This is a genomic window from Dokdonia sp. LLG6352-1 (assembly GCF_045055815.1).
Taxonomy (GTDB): Bacteria; Bacteroidota; Bacteroidia; order Flavobacteriales; family Flavobacteriaceae; genus Dokdonia; species Dokdonia donghaensis.
The window spans coordinates 1,743,512-1,759,490 of sequence record NZ_CP159329.1 but is presented as its reverse complement, the minus strand read 5'-3'; the positions used below and the strand labels follow the sequence as shown (position 1 = coordinate 1,759,490).

General features: G+C 38.0%; 17 protein-coding genes. 9 read left to right on the top strand and 8 right to left on the bottom strand.

Features of this window, described 5'->3' with window-relative positions; translation table 11 throughout:
* Positions 1-17: 17 nt before the first annotated feature.
* From ABVM49_RS07870 to rsfS, 6 genes are all read right to left on the bottom strand, one after another.
* Complete coding sequence (locus ABVM49_RS07870) at positions 18-278, bottom strand: acyl-CoA-binding protein (RefSeq protein WP_405201411.1); 261 nt, start codon at positions 276-278, stop codon at positions 18-20.
* Positions 278-928, bottom strand: a complete 651-nt coding sequence (locus ABVM49_RS07865) for a phosphatidylserine decarboxylase family protein (RefSeq protein WP_405201410.1) — start codon at positions 926-928, stop codon at positions 278-280. The genes ABVM49_RS07870 and ABVM49_RS07865 overlap by 1 nt, the downstream gene beginning before the upstream one ends.
* Positions 918-1,721, bottom strand: a complete 804-nt coding sequence (locus tag ABVM49_RS07860; RefSeq protein WP_021778293.1) for a phosphatidate cytidylyltransferase — start codon at positions 1,719-1,721, stop codon at positions 918-920. The genes ABVM49_RS07865 and ABVM49_RS07860 overlap by 11 nt, the downstream gene beginning before the upstream one ends.
* A 1-nt stretch (position 1,722) precedes the next feature.
* Positions 1,723-2,337 carry an LUD domain-containing protein gene (locus ABVM49_RS07855; RefSeq protein WP_021778292.1) on the bottom strand — a complete coding sequence of 205 codons (615 nt, stop codon included), beginning with the start codon at positions 2,335-2,337 and terminating at the stop codon, positions 1,723-1,725.
* Between the two features lie 114 nt (positions 2,338-2,451).
* The gene (gene ftsH / locus ABVM49_RS07850) at positions 2,452-4,407 is read right to left on the bottom strand and encodes an ATP-dependent zinc metalloprotease FtsH (RefSeq protein ID WP_021778291.1); all 1,956 of its coding nucleotides are present in this window, start codon (positions 4,405-4,407) and stop codon (positions 2,452-2,454) included.
* Positions 4,408-4,417: 10 nt separating this feature from the next.
* Positions 4,418-4,789: a ribosome silencing factor gene (gene rsfS, locus ABVM49_RS07845; protein ID WP_035325363.1), complete on the bottom strand. Its 372-nt coding sequence runs from the start codon at positions 4,787-4,789 to the stop codon at positions 4,418-4,420.
* Positions 4,790-4,872: 83 nt separating this feature from the next.
* Between rsfS and ABVM49_RS07840 the strand changes: the two genes are divergently transcribed.
* The 4 genes from ABVM49_RS07840 (at position 4,873) to ABVM49_RS07825 (ending at position 9,817) form a co-directional block, all read left to right on the top strand.
* Positions 4,873-5,604 (top strand): biotin--[acetyl-CoA-carboxylase] ligase, encoded by a 732-nt coding sequence (locus ABVM49_RS07840; protein WP_375252068.1) that lies wholly within the window; start codon positions 4,873-4,875, stop codon positions 5,602-5,604.
* A 73-nt stretch (positions 5,605-5,677) separates the two neighbouring features.
* The gene (gene lipA, locus ABVM49_RS07835; RefSeq protein ID WP_375252069.1) at positions 5,678-6,553 is read left to right on the top strand and encodes a lipoyl synthase; all 876 of its coding nucleotides are present in this window, start codon (positions 5,678-5,680) and stop codon (positions 6,551-6,553) included.
* Positions 6,554-6,557: 4 nt separating this feature from the next.
* Complete coding sequence (gene gap, locus ABVM49_RS07830; protein ID WP_375252070.1) at positions 6,558-7,559, top strand: type I glyceraldehyde-3-phosphate dehydrogenase; 1,002 nt, start codon at positions 6,558-6,560, stop codon at positions 7,557-7,559.
* A gap of 38 nt (positions 7,560-7,597) precedes the next feature.
* Positions 7,598-9,817, top strand: a complete 2,220-nt coding sequence (locus tag ABVM49_RS07825; protein WP_405201409.1) for a response regulator — start codon at positions 7,598-7,600, stop codon at positions 9,815-9,817.
* 36 nt (positions 9,818-9,853) lie between these two features.
* On the opposite strand, the gene lpxK is transcribed toward ABVM49_RS07825, so the two are convergent.
* Positions 9,854-10,873, bottom strand: coding sequence for a tetraacyldisaccharide 4'-kinase (lpxK, locus tag ABVM49_RS07820; protein WP_405201408.1), 1,020 nt, complete (start codon positions 10,871-10,873; stop codon positions 9,854-9,856).
* 33 nt (positions 10,874-10,906) lie between these two features.
* Between lpxK and ABVM49_RS07815 the strand changes: the two genes are divergently transcribed.
* From ABVM49_RS07815 to msrA, 3 genes are all read left to right on the top strand, one after another.
* Positions 10,907-12,001 carry a Nif3-like dinuclear metal center hexameric protein gene (locus tag ABVM49_RS07815; protein WP_405201407.1) on the top strand — a complete coding sequence of 365 codons (1,095 nt, stop codon included), beginning with the start codon at positions 10,907-10,909 and terminating at the stop codon, positions 11,999-12,001.
* 3 nt (positions 12,002-12,004) lie between these two features.
* Positions 12,005-12,784, top strand: a complete 780-nt coding sequence (locus ABVM49_RS07810; protein WP_021778283.1) for a zinc ribbon domain-containing protein — start codon at positions 12,005-12,007, stop codon at positions 12,782-12,784.
* 146 nt (positions 12,785-12,930) lie between these two features.
* Entirely contained in the window at positions 12,931-13,587 is a 657-nt protein-coding gene (gene msrA, locus ABVM49_RS07805) for a peptide-methionine (S)-S-oxide reductase MsrA (protein WP_405201406.1), read from the top strand.
* Here msrA and ABVM49_RS07800 read toward each other — a convergent pair.
* A complete protein-coding gene (locus tag ABVM49_RS07800) occupies positions 13,584-14,387 on the bottom strand; it encodes a class I SAM-dependent methyltransferase (protein WP_405201405.1) in 804 nt (267 codons plus the stop codon). The genes msrA and ABVM49_RS07800 overlap by 4 nt on opposite strands.
* A gap of 16 nt (positions 14,388-14,403) precedes the next feature.
* On the opposite strand from ABVM49_RS07800, the gene ABVM49_RS07795 reads away from it, so the two are divergent.
* A complete protein-coding gene (locus ABVM49_RS07795) occupies positions 14,404-15,057 on the top strand; it encodes a flavin reductase family protein (RefSeq protein WP_405201404.1) in 654 nt (217 codons plus the stop codon).
* A 62-nt stretch (positions 15,058-15,119) separates the two neighbouring features.
* Positions 15,120-15,938 (top strand): 3-deoxy-8-phosphooctulonate synthase, encoded by an 819-nt coding sequence (gene kdsA, locus ABVM49_RS07790; protein WP_021778279.1) that lies wholly within the window; start codon positions 15,120-15,122, stop codon positions 15,936-15,938.
* The last annotated feature ends 41 nt before the right edge of the window (positions 15,939-15,979 follow it).

The window sequence follows — 15,979 nt, the reverse complement described above, 5'->3', positions numbered from 1 at the left end:
TTATGTTATTTTTCTAGCTAGAGGTACTTCTTTGCAGCTTCTACATAAGCCTCCATTGCCTCATCTTCCGTCATACTCTTTACCTGAAGTAGCGCGTTGATTTTAAAAGCACTCACAAGCTCGTGTTCACCTTCATTATGGCTAAAGGTGTTCTTTTGCGTAGCTTGTTTGTAAAGCGCATAAAACTGCAGCAATACATCTGGAGGAAATTCTTGAGAAGAATTACTCACCCTACGGAAGGCATCTTCAAACTCCTTATGAAGTACCTTCTTATCCATTATATTGATGCTATTACCGATTGCGCTCCTTTTACTACTTGATTAAGCTCTACATCTAATTTTGTCCCAATAGGTAAATATAGATCTACACGAGAGCCAAAACGTATAAACCCACTATCCTCACCTTGCTGTACCATTTGCCCTTCTTCGGCATAATTAATAATACGCTTTGCTAGCGCGCCAGCAATCTGACGGTAAAGAACATCACCAAACTTTTCTGTACTTACCACGACGGTTGTGCGTTCATTTTCTGTACTAGATTTAGGGTGCCAGGCTACAAGATATTTTCCTGGGTGGTATTTACTATATGCAATCTTTCCCCCAGATGGGTATCGTGTTACGTGCACATTAAGCGGCGACATAAACACAGAGACTTGAAGACGTTTATCCTTAAAGTATTCTGCTTCATACACCTCTTCTATTACAACTACCTTACCATCTACTGGTGATGTGATTACATTAGAATCTAAAGGCGCTGTACGATCTGGGTTTCTAAAAAACTGAAGTATAAGATATAACAATACTCCTAGCGCTAAAGCTACTAAATAGAACAACCAGTTTTTCTCAAGAAACTTATTTGCAAGCAAGATAAGGCCTGTAAAAATCACTAATGCTATTACAATAATCTTATATCCTTCTTTATGGAACATAGTCAAGTACAATTAAAAATAAGTATAAAAATGGTGCTGCAAATATGATACTGTCTAACCTATCATATAGTCCTCCGTGGCCAGGCATAATACGACCACTATCCTTTACTCCAGCCTGACGCTTAAGTTGTGACTGTATCAAATCTCCTAAGGTGCCAAAAATTGAGGTCACCAAGGCGATAGTAATCCACAACTTAAGACTAAGCAAGTCTGTAAAATAATAAAATAGAACACTGGCAAGACAACAAAAAACAAGTCCACCTATAAATCCTTCTATTGTCTTTTTAGGTGAAATGCGCTCTAATAATTTGTGCTTACCCATACTCTTGCCCACTATAAATGCAAAGGTATCGTTTATCCAGATCAATGCAAAAACACTAGCAACTAGAAGCGACGTATATTCTCCTCTGTATGAGGGTAATAAGATTGTAAACACAACACCTCCAACAATATAAAAAATAGTGTAGGCGTATTTTTGTGATACTGTAATATAACGTTCTGATGGACGTATTAAATTTTTAATGAGATATAAATTAACTGTTATCGTGAGTGCCAAGAAAATAAGTGTCGCAAGTCTATCTAATTTAAAATAACAAAATACCGCCACGCACGTAAACAGAAAAATATAAGGTAAGAAAGACTTGATACCTACAAGCTTTAAAAACTCATATAACACTACAACACCAAGCCCTAAAAAGACAAGAAGATAGGTAGTCTCTAATGAGAATATAGCTAAGAGCAACAGGGTAACGTAAAGCAGCCCTGAGAGTGCACGGATTAATACTTCACGCATACTAAAGATCTTCTAGCAAGAGTAGATATACATTTTTTGTACTACTACCATAGGTCATAAAATTCTTATCATTTTCTTTACTCTGAAAGTTTTTGATAGTCGTAATATTAGTAGGAATACTACCTGCATTTCTATTTTTTATAAGTCTTAAACCCTCACCTATAGTATTTACAATCTGGCTTGTGGTTCCGAAAACGATTACATCTTTTGGAAAATCGTGCAATTTAAGCTCTTTGAGTTGCTTTGAACAAACGAGTAGTGAACCATCGTTTGCAACGAGACTCTCGCAAGTAGTCAAGAAGAATGAAGCATCTCGATTTGTTCCAAAATCTAGATTATAACCAGTAAAAGCTTTTTTTAAATTATCATCTGTGCAAAACACACTGCTCTCGTACCAATCGTTTTCTAAAAGAATATTGTCAAAGTTATCATTAATCTCCTCTCTGTTAAGCGCATATAGAAATCTCCCTCCATTAAGAATAAAGTTTTTTGTGAATCGCTCATCTGCAGGTGTGTCTATGTCTGGCATATACTTACTGCGAGCTTCACCTTCTTTATTCTGACGGGGGTTGTCAACGTTTGATGTGCTTCCGAAGATTTTTCTAAATAGACTCATCTATAGGTTTTCTCAACTCTTTTGGTGTAATAGTCAAATATAAAAAATCTTGACTGAACCTTTGGCGCAATCAAGACTTTTTGACATTTCTAATTTAAGAATGTATCTAACTCCTTAAACTACAGGTTTTGCTTCGTCTTCAATTTTCCCGAAAGGGCGCTCTCCAAAAATATCTTGAAGATTATCTTTAAAGATTACTTCCTTTTCAAGTAATAACTCTGCAAGTTGAGTAAGCTTATCCTTTTCTTTTGTGAGTAAATCTATAGCGCGTTGATATTGCTCCTCAATAATGTTTGAAATCTCTTTATCAATCACCTCTGCTGTTTGCTCACTATAAGGTTTTGTAAATCCATTATCAGATTGCCCAGTTGAGTCGTAATAAGTAAGGTTACCTACTTTATCATTAAGACCGTAAACTGTTACCATCATTCTAGCTTGTTTAGTAACTTTTTCAAGATCACTAAGAGCTCCAGTTGATATTTTATTAAAAATCACCTTCTCTGCTGCACGACCTCCTAAAGCTGCACACATCTCATCAAGCATTTGCTCTGGACGTACGATTAAGCGCTCTTCTGGAAGGTACCAAGCCGCACCAAGTGATTGCCCTCTTGGAACTATTGTAACTTTTACAAGTGGTGCTGCGTGCTCAAGCATCCAGCTCACTGTAGCGTGTCCAGCCTCGTGAAAAGCAATAGCACGTTTCTCATCTGGAGTGATTATTTTATTTTTCTTCTCAAGACCACCTACAATACGATCTACCGCATCTAAGAAGTCTTGTTTACCTACTGCCTTCTTGCTTTTACGAGCAGCGATAAGTGCTGCCTCGTTACACATATTTGCAATATCTGCACCAGAGAAACCTGGTGTTTGTTTTGCAAGAAAATCTACATCAAGCTCTTCATCTACTTTTTTGAGTGGACGCAGGTGAACCTCAAAAATTTCTTTGCGCTCACGCACATCTGGAAGATCAACATAAATCTGTCTATCAAAACGACCAGCACGCATAAGTGCTTTATCTAGTACATCTGCCCTGTTTGTTGCAGCGAGTACAATCACATTTGTGTTTGTACCAAAACCGTCCATCTCAGTAAGAAGTTGGTTAAGTGTGTTCTCACGCTCATCATTACCTCCAGAAAAATTATTCTTACCACGAGCACGACCTATTGCATCTATCTCATCTATAAAAATAATAGCTGGTGATTTTTCTTTGGCTTGTTTAAAGAGATCACGTACACGTGATGCCCCTACACCCACAAACATCTCTACAAAGTCAGAACCTGATAGTGAGAAAAATGGCACTTTTGCCTCTCCTGCTACTGCTTTTGCGAGCAAGGTCTTACCAGTACCTGGCTGCCCTACAAGCAATGCTCCTTTAGGAATTTTACCACCTAAGCTCGTATATTTTTCTGGATTTTTTAAGAAATCTACAATCTCTTGTATTTCTTCTTTTGCACCTTCAAGACCTGCTACATCCTTAAATGTAGTTTTGATATCTGTTTTCTCATCAAAGAGTTTTGCCTTAGACTTCCCTATGTTAAAGATTTGACCTCCTGGGCCTCCTCCTCCTCCAGAAGACATACGACGCATAATAAAAATCCACAATCCGATAATTAAGATAAATGGTAAGAAGCTAGCAAGTAAACCCCACATATCTCCCTCAGTCTCATATGACACACGTGTGTCAAGACTGTTTGCATCTATAATCTCATTTATGTCATTTTCAAAATTTTGAAGATCACCTATCTCAAAGCGATAGTCTGGCGCTCCAGCTGCTGGCTTAAAGAATCCAGTACCGCGTCCTTTGTTATGAACTTCTTTAGACTCTGCTTCCTTTGTTAAATAAACCTTTACAGAATTTTTATTTACAATCTCTACGCGTTGTACATCACCGTCTTGTAGATACTGTTCAAATTGATATAAAGATGTCTTTTTTGCCTCACCTATTCCAGTGCTACCTGTAAGCATACTTATAGCAATAAAAATTACTACGATGAGTCCATAAATCCAGTAAGAACTAAACTTAGGTTTATTTGGCGGCGTGCCGCTATTTTTCTTTTCTTCTTTAGCCATTTAATATTTTTTAGTAATTGGATGGGATTGAAGTAATCTTTGCATCTCCCCAGAGGCTTTCTATATCATAAAACTCACGAATGTGTTTTTGAAATACGTGCACAACTACGTTTACGTAATCCATAAGTACCCACTCTTGGTTTTCTGTACCCTCTATGTGCCACGCTTTTTCTTGCAGGGCTTTACTTGCCGTTTTTTGTATAGAGCTTACTATCGCCCCTACTTGCGTGTTTGAAGTACCGTCACAAATGATAAAATAATCACAAACCGTATTTTCTATCTCTCTAAGATCTAGTATATCAATATTTTGACCTTTCACATCCTCAATTCCCTCAACAATTTTCGCTATCAATTGATCTGTGTTCTTTTCCTTATTTGCCATTAAATTCTTTAATTTACACAAAGTTATTACAAATTTACATTACTCTGCGGTCTTAACACAAGTTTAGACTAGGTGTTTTCCATATGCGCATAGACAAACTCCATACCATCGACTCAACAAATAGTTACCTCAAACGTATTTCTAAAGAAGAAGATGCGCAAGAAGACATCGTGGTATGGGCGCTTGAGCAAACTGCCGGAAGAGGCCAAATGGGCACTACCTGGAGCGCAGAAAGCGGTAAAAACCTAACCTTCAGCGTTTTTAGAAAAGTAAAACGCATTACAATAAGTGAGCAATTTTATGCACTTATGGCAGCTTCACTCGCTGTAAAAGATGTGCTTTCAAAACTTTTGATTAAAAATGTACGTGTCAAGTGGCCTAACGACATATTGACAGATAACGACAAAATATGCGGCATTCTTATAGAGAGTGTCATAAAAAGAGGAAAACTAGACGCAATGATTCTTGGTGTGGGCCTCAATGTAAATCAAACCGAATGGAAAGACACACCCAGAGCCACTTCCATAAAATCTAGAACCGGCATTCACTTTGAGCTAGAAGAAATCTTATCAATGCTTCTCAAGCAGTTTCACCACTATGTAGATTTACTTTTAAAGGGGCAATTTGAAACTATAAAGAATGACTACGAGCAGCATCTCTTTAAAAAAGACAAACCCGCAACATTTATTGCTTCAGATGGCACACAATTTGTCGGTATTATAAAAGGAGTTTCAGAGACGGGTAAGTTAATTTTACTCCAAGAAGATGAAGTTGTAAATGAGTATGATTTAAAAGAAATACAGTTACTGTATTAGTATTGCGCTTTCGCGAAAGCGTAACACCTCTCATTTCTTTATTTACTATCTTTGTAACGCTTGAAAAAATGCTATGCAAGAAGAACTAACAATTACAAAACCTGAGAGAGTTGCAAAGCCAAAATGGCTGCGAGTAAAACTCCCTACTGGTAAAAAATATACAGATCTACGTAGCCTTGTAGATAAATATAGTCTTAACACCATTTGTACGTCTGGAAGCTGCCCAAATATGGGTGAATGCTGGAGTGAGGGCACCGCTACCTTTATGATTTTAGGTAACGTATGTACACGCTCTTGTGGTTTTTGTGGTGTAAAAACTGGACGTCCAGAACAAGTAGATTGGGAAGAACCAGAAAAGGTAGCTCGATCTATAAAGCTTATGGACATCAAACACGCGGTAATTACATCTGTAGACCGTGATGATATAAAAGATATGGGTACCATAATCTGGGCAGAAACTGTGCAGGCCATACGACGTATGAATCCTAACACGACGCTTGAAACCTTAATTCCAGATTTTCAAGGAAGAGAAGATTTACTTGACAGAATTGTACAAGTAGCGCCAGAGGTAGTATCACACAATATGGAGACAGTAAAACGTCTTACGCGTGAGGTGCGTATACAAGCTAAGTATGAGCGTAGCTTAGGCGTATTAAAATATCTCAAAGACAGCGGCATAAAAAGAACTAAGTCTGGTATTATGCTAGGCCTAGGAGAAACCGAAGAAGAGGTTATACAAACCCTAAAAGACTTGCGCGAGGTAAACCTTGACATTGTAACTATAGGTCAATACCTTCAACCTTCAAAAAAACACCTCCCTGTAAAGCAATTTATTACTCCAGACCAGTTTCAGAAATATGAAAAAATAGGCCTAGAGATGGGATTCCGTCACGTAGAGAGTGGTGCGCTTGTACGCTCTTCATACAAGGCTCAGAAACACCTTACCTAGATTTATGTCAAGACTTAAAATTGCTATAAACGGTTTTGGACGTATAGGAAGAACTGTTTTTAGGCTCATAGAGCAGCATCCCGATATGGAGGTTGTTGCCATAAATGATATTGCAGATGCAAAGACGCTTTCTCACCTCCTTAAATATGACAGCATACACGGTGTTTTGCACAAGGAAATAAGCGCCGGAGAATCTTCCATAGTAATTAACGATAAGGACATCCCTCTTTATTGTAAAAAGGAAATTTCAGAAATTCCTTGGGGAGATACCGCTCCAGATTTTGTAATCGAAAGCACAGGTAAGTTTAAAACTAAAGACGAGCTTCAAAAACACATCGCTGCTGGTGCAGCTCGTGTTATTTTAAGCGTTCCTCCGGTAGACGAAGACATCCCTATGATCGTTATGGGGGTTAATCACACAGAAATTACTAGTACTGATACTATTATCTCTAACGCTTCTTGTACTACTAATAATGCAGCACCTATGGTGCAAATTATAGATGATTTATGCGGTGTAGAGCAGGCTTATATCACTACAATACACTCTTACACAACAGATCAAAGTTTACACGATCAACCCCATAGAGATTTGAGGAGAGCTCGCGCGGCAGGACAAAGTATTGTACCTACTACTACGGGAGCCGCAAAAGCACTTACGAGTATCTTCCCACATCTATCTGACGTAATAGGTGGTTGTGGTATACGTGTACCTGTACCTAATGGATCACTTACAGATATCACTTTTAATGTAAAAAGAGATACCACTATCAAAGAAATTAATGATGCTATGAAGACAGCGGCAAATGGTAGACTTAATGGTATCTTATCATACACAGAAGACCCTATAGTATCTATAGATATAGTGGGCAACACAAGCTCGTGTACTTTTGACGCTCAAATGACATCTGTAATAGGAAAAATGGTAAAAATTATAGGTTGGTACGATAATGAAATGGGATATTCTAGCAGATTAGTTGACTTAATTCTATACATTTCTACAAAATAATTTATCTTGCACAAAGATTTTAGATAAAAACTATGAATGTGAATGTACTCTTAGTACGTTTCTTTTTTGCACTACTCCTTACTTATCCTATGATAAGTGTTGCCCAAAAGAGGGAAACTATTGAGGAAACACTTGTAAATAATAAGATAGACTCGCTTCTTAATAGAGCGGTTATAGCTGTTTCTGAAAGTGATTACACGCAAGCCATAGATATTTTAAACTACTCTCGAGATCTTGCAACAGATATAGGTCATACTAAAAGAGTGGGCTTAACATCAGGAACACTAGCAAAATTATATTTTGAACTTAATGACTACGAGAGTGCAAAAAGAGAAAATAAAAAAGCTCTTAAAGCACAAAAAGAAGCAAATAGTCCTGACCTTTTAGGGCAAAGTTATATTACCGCCACTGAGCTTTCGCTTGTAGATGGAGACCAACGAGAAGCTAATAACAACATCACAAAAGGACTGTCGATACTTGAAGATAGCAGTCGTGATGATTTAAAATCACAACTATATAACTTAAGAGGTACTATATTACAATCAAGCAGCAATCATATAGATGCAATACAAGCATATGACCAAAGTATCACACTCGCATCTCAAGCAAATAATGCATACTTAAAAACACAATCACTTGCTAATAAGTCTGTAAGCCTTGCCACAGTAGGAAGACTAGAGGAAGCGGATGAAACCTTGCTAGAAATAGAGGGCTTTGCAAACGGCAAAGATCTTCCTTACATCACAAATACATTATACAAGACAAAACATCTCATAGCACAAGCTAGAGGAAATTACAAAGAAGCAAATAATTATCTTACGATGTACTATGCATCAAAAGATGACACCGATTTAAGAGCTCCAAGTCAAGTATTGCCTAATGGACCAAATGAGGAACTAGATGCAATGGTTACTCAACTTGAAAAAGATGTGCTTATTGAAAAAGATCGAAACTCAAAAGCAATGCGATTAACACTAGTGCTTAGTATTGCACTGTGTTCTATTCTAGCCTTACTTACATTATCGCTTTATAAAAACAACAATTTAAGGGCAAAAGCAAATGAACTCTTACAGGCAAAAAATGTCGAGCTTGTTATTGCTAGAGATAATGCCGAAAAAGCATCTACAGTAAAAGCACAATTCTTATCTACCATTACTCACGAGCTGCGCACACCTATGTATGCAGTAACAGGCCTCACACACCTACTTTTATCAGAAAACCCTACAGACGAGCAAAAAAAGCATCTTGACTCGCTCAAATTCTCTGGAGAGTACTTACTCTCACTCATAAATAATATACTAGACCTTAATAAACTAGAAGCAAACAAAGTAGAGGTAGAAGAAACGAGCTTTAATCTCAAGAAGCGTATTGAAGATGTACTTTTTGCATTAGGGAAGTCTGCTAGAGATAAAGGTAACAAGTTACACCTAGAAATAGATCAAGATATACCTCTTGAGGTACTAGGAGACCCTCTTATGATATCGCAAATACTTATAAATCTTGTAGGTAATGCTATCAAGTTTACGAGAGATGGTGATGTGTGGATACGCGTTCAAAAAATAGCGCAAGGCGAGGCAGACATAAGATTACATTTTGAGATAGAAGATAATGGTGAAGGAATCTCAAAAAAGAAACAAAAGACCATTTTCCAAAACTTCACTCAAGGTTCTGTAGCAATAAACAGAAAATTTGGGGGTACTGGGTTAGGGCTATCTATTGTAAAAAATCTATTAGACTTACTTAATAGTAAAATATCTCTAGACAGTACGCTAGGAAAAGGAACAACCTTCAAGTTTGACCTTAAATACAATCTAACGCAGGCATTACCTGGTGAAGACAATCCTCATAATATTATTTATGACATTGATTATGTCGCACTAGAAAATCGTCATATTCTTGTGGTAGAAGACAACAAGATTAACCAGATGATTACTCGTAAGATTCTTGAAAAAAACAAGATGACTTGTGATACTGCAGATAATGGTGAGATTGCTGTGGAAAAGGCAAGAACAAAAAAATACGACCTCATCCTTATGGACATCCATATGCCAGGCATAAGCGGTATGGAGGCGACAGAACAAATACGCGAGTTCAATAAAGAAATTCCTATTCTAGCTCTTACTGCTGTTACTATAGATGAAAATATTGACGATTTTTATGCAGTAGGTTTTAATGATATTATACCTAAACCGTATAAGGTCGAAGAGTTCTTCCAGAAAATACACAACGGCCTTAGAAACAGTAAAGTATTAAACTAGTTTTTTAAGCTTTCGCGAAAGCGTAACAGAAACTATTTACTTTACATTATACTCATTTACAAAACCAGTAATGCGTCTATCAAAATTTTCACTACTATTTAAAAATGCCACTTTTATAGGCAAGTAATATAAATGTCTCATTGTAAGTAATGGGCGTAGCCTTACGTAATCCTTTTCTGTGGTGAGGATACAACCTAGTTTTTCTAACTCAACAATCTCTGAAGCAGAAAAATTATGATGATCACCATATGACTTATGATTAAAAGACAAGCCATCGCTTGTTAAGTAATTTACTAGAGGCTCAGGGTTTGCAATACCCGTAACCAGAGTTACATTATGCACTTTTAAACTATGTAACTGCACATTGCCATTTGCTCCATAAACACAATCGTCATAAGCTATTTTTGTAAAAAATACTTCTTGGCCTGCTGTAGTTTTTAGATCTCGTATTATATTTTCTTGCTCAACCTTACCTAGTTGTGAGGGGCACTTTGTAACCACAACCACATCTGCTCTACTTGCACCAGATCTAGGCTCTCTCAAATTACCTGCAGGCAATAAATAATCATTACTATACAAATCACCGTAGGCAGTTAATAAAATAGAGAATCCTGGAGTTACCTTTCTATGCTGGTACGCATCGTCTAGAACTATGACTTCTGGTATATTTTCCTTACCTAGTAACCTTGAGATACCAGCCTGTCTATCTTCACAAACGGCTACTTGAATAGCATCAAATTTTTGAGCAAACTGTAATGGCTCATCTCCTACCTCTGTCGCTAGGCTTGTAGGTAAGACATCTCTATACCCCTTTGTAGTACGTCCATAACCGCGACTCAGCGTTGCAACACGTTTATGTGCTTGCAGCAGCCTTATGACATACTCAGTCATTGGGGATTTACCAGTACCTCCTACGCTTAAATTACCTATACAAATAACGGGCAGGTCATACTTTTTTGAAGATAAAATACCCGCATTAAAGAGTTTATTTCGCGTAAGCGTAATTGCATAGTACACTCCCGCAAAAGGAAATAATAAGAGACGTAGTTTTCTCATAAAACGAAGGTATCATTTTTTATCTTTACGATTATGACAGTACAAGAGGTAAGTAATATATTAAATGAGTGGGCTCCCCTAGCCTATGCCGAAGATTTTGACAACGTAGGTTTGCTTGTGGGTGATTATAACCAGCAGGTGAGCAATATATTAGTCTCTCACGACGCACTAGAAAATGTGGTTGATGAGGCTGTTGCAAAAGATTGTAATCTTATTGTATGTTTTCACCCCATCATATTTTCTGGTTTAAAAAAACTAACGGGTGGCAACTATGTGCAGCGAGTGGTTCAAAAAGCGATAAGAAATGACATCTCCATATTTGCAATTCACACGGCTCTAGACAATGTAGAACACGGGGTGAATTACGGAATGTGCAAGGCTCTAGGACTAGAAAATGCAAAAATACTAAGCCCAAAAAAGAATCATATTTTAAAACTAACTACATATGTTCCTCACAAAAATGCACAAGCACTCTCTGAAGCTTTATTTAACACTGGTGCGGGTAGCATAGGTAATTATGAGGAGTGTAATTTTCAACTAGAAGGGAAAGGGACTTTTAAGGGCAATGACAAGTCTAACCCTGTTATAGGAACGGCTGGTATGCGCCACACAGAAGAAGAAACTCAAATAAATATTACGTTTGAAAAGCACTTACAATCTAAGGTCCTCAAGACACTTTTTACACATCACCCGTATGAGGAAGTGGCCTATGAGATTACACAACTAGAAAACAGACTACAAAATGTGGGAATGGGTATGATAGGTGAGCTTGAGACCGCAATGCCTGAAGGTGATTTTCTTTCTTACACAAAAACTATATTTAAAACGGGAGGTATACGTCATTCTGCACTAAAGGGATCCAGCATAAAGAAAATTGCTGTTTTAGGTGGTAGTGGCGCATTTGCCATAGGTGCAGCAAAGGCTCAAGGAGCAGATGCACTTATCACTGCAGATCTAAAATACCACGACTATTATCAAGCCGAAAATAAGATATTGCTATGTGATGTGGGACATTATGAGAGTGAACGCTTTACGAAAAACTTAATTGCCGACCATCTTACAGAAAAAATTAGTACTTTTGCAATCATTTTATCTGAGGAAAATACCAATCCTATCAACTATTTTTAACGTATGGCAAAGAAGAAAGAAGCAACAGTAGAAGAGAAACTACGCTCGCTTTACGATTTACAACTTATTGACTCACGTGTGGACGAGATCCGCAATGTACGTGGAGAACTTCCTCTGGAAGTAGAAGACCTTGAAGATGAAGTAGCTGGTCTTAACAAGCGCATCGAGAAGTTGGAGAACGACTTAAAACTGGTAGATGACTCTATCAAGGCTAAAAAAATACAAATAGATGACTCTAAAGCAGCTATCAAAAAGTATTCTGAACAGCAAAAGAACGTACGTAACAACCGCGAGTTTAATGCATTAAGCAAAGAGGTAGAGTTTCAAGAACTTGAAATTCAACTTGCAGAAAAAAACATACGCGAGTTTAAAGCTCAAATTGAACAAAAAGGTGAAGTAATTGCTCAGACCAAAGAACGTCTAAGCGAGCGCAAGGAACACCTTAAGCACAAAAAGAGTGAGCTAGACGCTATTCTTTCTGAAACAGAAAAAGAAGAAAAAGCACTTCTAGCAAAAAGCGAAGAGTACGAAAACAACATAGAAGAGCGCCTTGTAAAAGCTTACAAGAGAATACGATCTAGCGTACGTAATGGTCTTGCCATTGTACCTATAGAGCGTGGAGCTTCTGGAGGATCTTATTTTACAATACCACCACAGGTACAAGTAGAGATTGCAGGTCGCAAGAAGATTATTACAGATGAGCATTCTGGTCGTATCCTTATAGATAGCGAACTAGCAAATGAGCAAACTGAAAAAATGAATACACTTTTCAGTAAGCTGTAATCATCTTTTTAAATAATATTTAAAAGCCTTCTCACCAGAAGGCTTTTTTTATGCAACAAGTTTAACCTACTCCCTATACTGTCATTAACATAACCCTAACAATAACGCACCACGTTATAGTATAGCTTTGTAATAAAATTATCGTTATGAAAATTATTGCAGCAATCACAGCTCTTATCACATTATTGAGTTGTAATTATGACACAAAACCTATAGCAGAACCCACTGCTATGCTTGAGCCGGTAGAGGTTGCCACCCAAGACGGGATGCGCAAGGCATACTTTGCAAGCGGCTGCTTTTGGTGTGTAGAAGCTATTTTTGAAAGTGTAAAAGGTGTAGATGAAGCCATAAGTGGTTATAGTGGAGGCACAGAAGACAACCCAACTTACAAGCAAGTAAGCTACGGAAAAACAACACACGCAGAGGCTGTAGAGGTGATTTACGACCCAGAGGTGATAAGCTATCAGCAATTGCTAGATGTCTTTTTTGGATCACAAGACCCTACGACCAAAAATAGACAAGGACCAGATGCTGGACCACAATACAGATCTATTGCTTTTTACCAAAATGAAGAAGAGAAGAAAATTATAGAAAATACCATTACGGAATTAAATGAGTCTACATACGACGGCCGTATTGTAACGCAAGTACTTCCTTTTCAGAAATTCTGGATTGCAGAGGCATACCACCAGGATTATGAAAAGAACAATCCAAACAACCCGTACATTCAAAACATATCTGTGCCTAGGTATCAAAGGTTTGCAGCTAAGTTTCCTGAGTTACTAAAGGATGATGCTCACTAAATTTTTACAGCTTTAATTTCAAAAATTAAAGGATACAAACGGTCTTTACTCACGTAGAGGCCGTTTTCATTTTTTACCAGATCTGGCAACACATCATATGGAGCGCCATCGTGCTCTCGCATATATTGTATCTGTAAGCCAGCCCCTGCTAGGGCAGTCACAACCTCCCCTAGACCGTGATTCCAGCCATATTCTTTACTCACCATCTGGGCATCTTCTTGCGCATATGTACCCTCGTACTCTTCATAAATCACTTCTTCTTGTGCATAACCATAACGCATCTCAGGTTGTGCTTTTGTATAATCAAACATCCAGACTATGGGATGAAATTCTACCATATAAAACTCCCCTCCCACCTCAAGACGATCTGCGATAACTTGCGCCCACGGTTTTAAATCTGGGAGCCAGCCTATCACCCCATAACTTGTAAATACAATATCAAATTTTTCGTGTACGTAGCTATTTGTATCAAGTACATTACAGCACACAAATTTTGCCGATAGATTAAGTTCTTTATTTAGCTTTCGCGAAAGCGTAATCGCCTCATCACTTATATCTACACCCGTACACAGGGCTCCCATCCTTGCCCAGCTCAAGGTATCTTGTCCAAAATGGCACTGCAAATGCAAGAGTGATTTACCAGTAACATCACCTAGTGCATCAAGCTCATATGAGTTAAGCGAACTTTTACCAGACATAAATCCCTTCATATCATAAAAGTCACTCGCTGCGTGTATAGCTACCTTTTTATTCCAAGTTTCTTTATTAGTAGAGAAGTAATTTTGATGGTCTTTTGACATATTCCGTATTTTTGAAATGATGAAAAAGATACTACATTTTAATAAAGAAGCCATTAATGCAATGCCCTCTCGGTACAGAGCAAATTTTATTAATAGCATTACGGGTTTTAAGAGTGCAAACCTTATAGGCACCATCTCTCCAGAGGGAACAGAAAACCTAGCAGTTATAAGTAGTATCACGCACATAGGCAGCAACCCGCCACTACTGAGCTATATCACAAGACCTACTACAGTAGCTAGGCACACGTATAGCAATATAAAAGAAACAGGAGTCTTTACCGTAAATCACATACATAGCAATATCATAAACCAGTCACACCAGACGGCTGCAGCTTATGACAGTGACACATCTGAGTTTAACGCCGTGGGGCTTACCGCAGCATATCGTGATGATTTTAAAGCTCCTTTTGTAAAAGAAGCACACATACAGCTTGCGTGTGAGTACGTAAACGAGTACGAGATTAAAGAAAATGGCACCATACTCGTCATAGGTGCAATTACAAATATTACCATTCCTGAAGAGACTTTATATGAAGATGGCTGGGTGCATTTACAAAAGGCAAACGGCGTAGCTATTAATGGGCTAGACGGATATACTTCTCCTCAAATAATAGACAGATTTACCTACGCAAAGCCAGATAAAAAAGCGACATCTATTTTAGACAAATAGAAGTAACTAGGCTGTATAGAGTATCTTTGTTACGCTTTCGCGAAAGCATAAAAATTCACATTATGAAACTATCAAGCATTCCTAAAATAAAACACACAGAAGCAAATAACTTCTTCTTACTCTGCGGCCCTTGTGCTATTGAGGGAGAAGATATGGCTATGCGCATTGCCGAAAAGGTGGTAACCATTACAGATAAGCTATCTATTCCTTACGTTTTTAAAGGAAGTTTTAGAAAAGCAAACCGTAGTCGCATAGACAGTTTTACGGGCATAGGTGATGAGAAGGCTCTTGAGATACTCGCAAAGGTTTCTTCGGCATTTGATATTCCTACGGTAACAGACATTCACGAAAGCTCTGATGCTGCACTCGCTGCACAGTATGTAGATGTACTTCAGATCCCTGCTTTTTTAGTTCGCCAGACATCGCTAGTCGTTGCGGCGGCAGAAACAGGCAAAGTGGTAAACCTCAAGAAAGGGCAGTTTATGTCACCAGAGGCAATGCAGCACGCTGTGCGCAAGGTACACGATAGTGGTAATGAAAATGCCTGGATTACAGATAGAGGCACAATGTTTGGCTATCAAGATATGATTGTAGACTTTAGAGGAATCCCTACGATGCGCTCATTTGCTCCTACCGTGCTAGATGTGACACACTCACTACAGCAACCTAACCAGTCTAGTGGTGTTACGGGAGGAAGACCAGATATGATAGAAACTATTGCCAGAGCAGGTATTGTAAATAATGTAGACGGATTATTTATAGAAACTCATTTTGACCCGGCAAATGCAAAGAGTGATGGGGCAAATATGCTTGATCTCGCTCACCTAGAGCGACTACTTTCTAACCTTGTAGCGATTAGAAAAACAATCACGAGCTTATAATTATAAGACACAAATTTAGATTGCTATAGACAATAAAGGGC

Bases quoted from the DNA above. Each gene is read 5' to 3' on its own strand.
- ABVM49_RS07810 (WP_021778283.1), top strand. From the start codon at position 12,005: ATGGCAAAGAAGAAAGAAGCAACAGTAGAAGAGAAACTACGCTCGCTT.
- ABVM49_RS07860 (WP_021778293.1), bottom strand. From the start codon at position 1,721: ATGCGTGAAGTATTAATCCGTGCACTCTCAGGGCTGCTTTACGTTACC.
- ABVM49_RS07795 (WP_405201404.1), top strand. From the start codon at position 14,404: ATGATGAAAAAGATACTACATTTTAATAAAGAAGCCATTAATGCAATG.
- kdsA (WP_021778279.1), top strand. From the start codon at position 15,120: ATGAAACTATCAAGCATTCCTAAAATAAAACACACAGAAGCAAATAAC.
- lpxK (WP_405201408.1), bottom strand. From the start codon at position 10,873: ATGAGAAAACTACGTCTCTTATTATTTCCTTTTGCGGGAGTGTACTAT.
- ABVM49_RS07840 (WP_375252068.1), top strand. From the start codon at position 4,873: ATGCGCATAGACAAACTCCATACCATCGACTCAACAAATAGTTACCTC.
- gap (WP_375252070.1), top strand. From the start codon at position 6,558: ATGTCAAGACTTAAAATTGCTATAAACGGTTTTGGACGTATAGGAAGA.
- ABVM49_RS07855 (WP_021778292.1), bottom strand. From the start codon at position 2,337: ATGAGTCTATTTAGAAAAATCTTCGGAAGCACATCAAACGTTGACAAC.
- rsfS (WP_035325363.1), bottom strand. From the start codon at position 4,789: ATGGCAAATAAGGAAAAGAACACAGATCAATTGATAGCGAAAATTGTT.
- lipA (WP_375252069.1), top strand. From the start codon at position 5,678: ATGCAAGAAGAACTAACAATTACAAAACCTGAGAGAGTTGCAAAGCCA.
- msrA (WP_405201406.1), top strand. From the start codon at position 12,931: ATGAAAATTATTGCAGCAATCACAGCTCTTATCACATTATTGAGTTGT.
- ftsH (WP_021778291.1), bottom strand. From the start codon at position 4,407: ATGGCTAAAGAAGAAAAGAAAAATAGCGGCACGCCGCCAAATAAACCT.
- ABVM49_RS07800 (WP_405201405.1), bottom strand. From the start codon at position 14,387: ATGTCAAAAGACCATCAAAATTACTTCTCTACTAATAAAGAAACTTGG.
- ABVM49_RS07815 (WP_405201407.1), top strand. From the start codon at position 10,907: ATGACAGTACAAGAGGTAAGTAATATATTAAATGAGTGGGCTCCCCTA.
- ABVM49_RS07870 (WP_405201411.1), bottom strand. From the start codon at position 278: ATGGATAAGAAGGTACTTCATAAGGAGTTTGAAGATGCCTTCCGTAGG.
- ABVM49_RS07865 (WP_405201410.1), bottom strand. From the start codon at position 928: ATGTTCCATAAAGAAGGATATAAGATTATTGTAATAGCATTAGTGATT.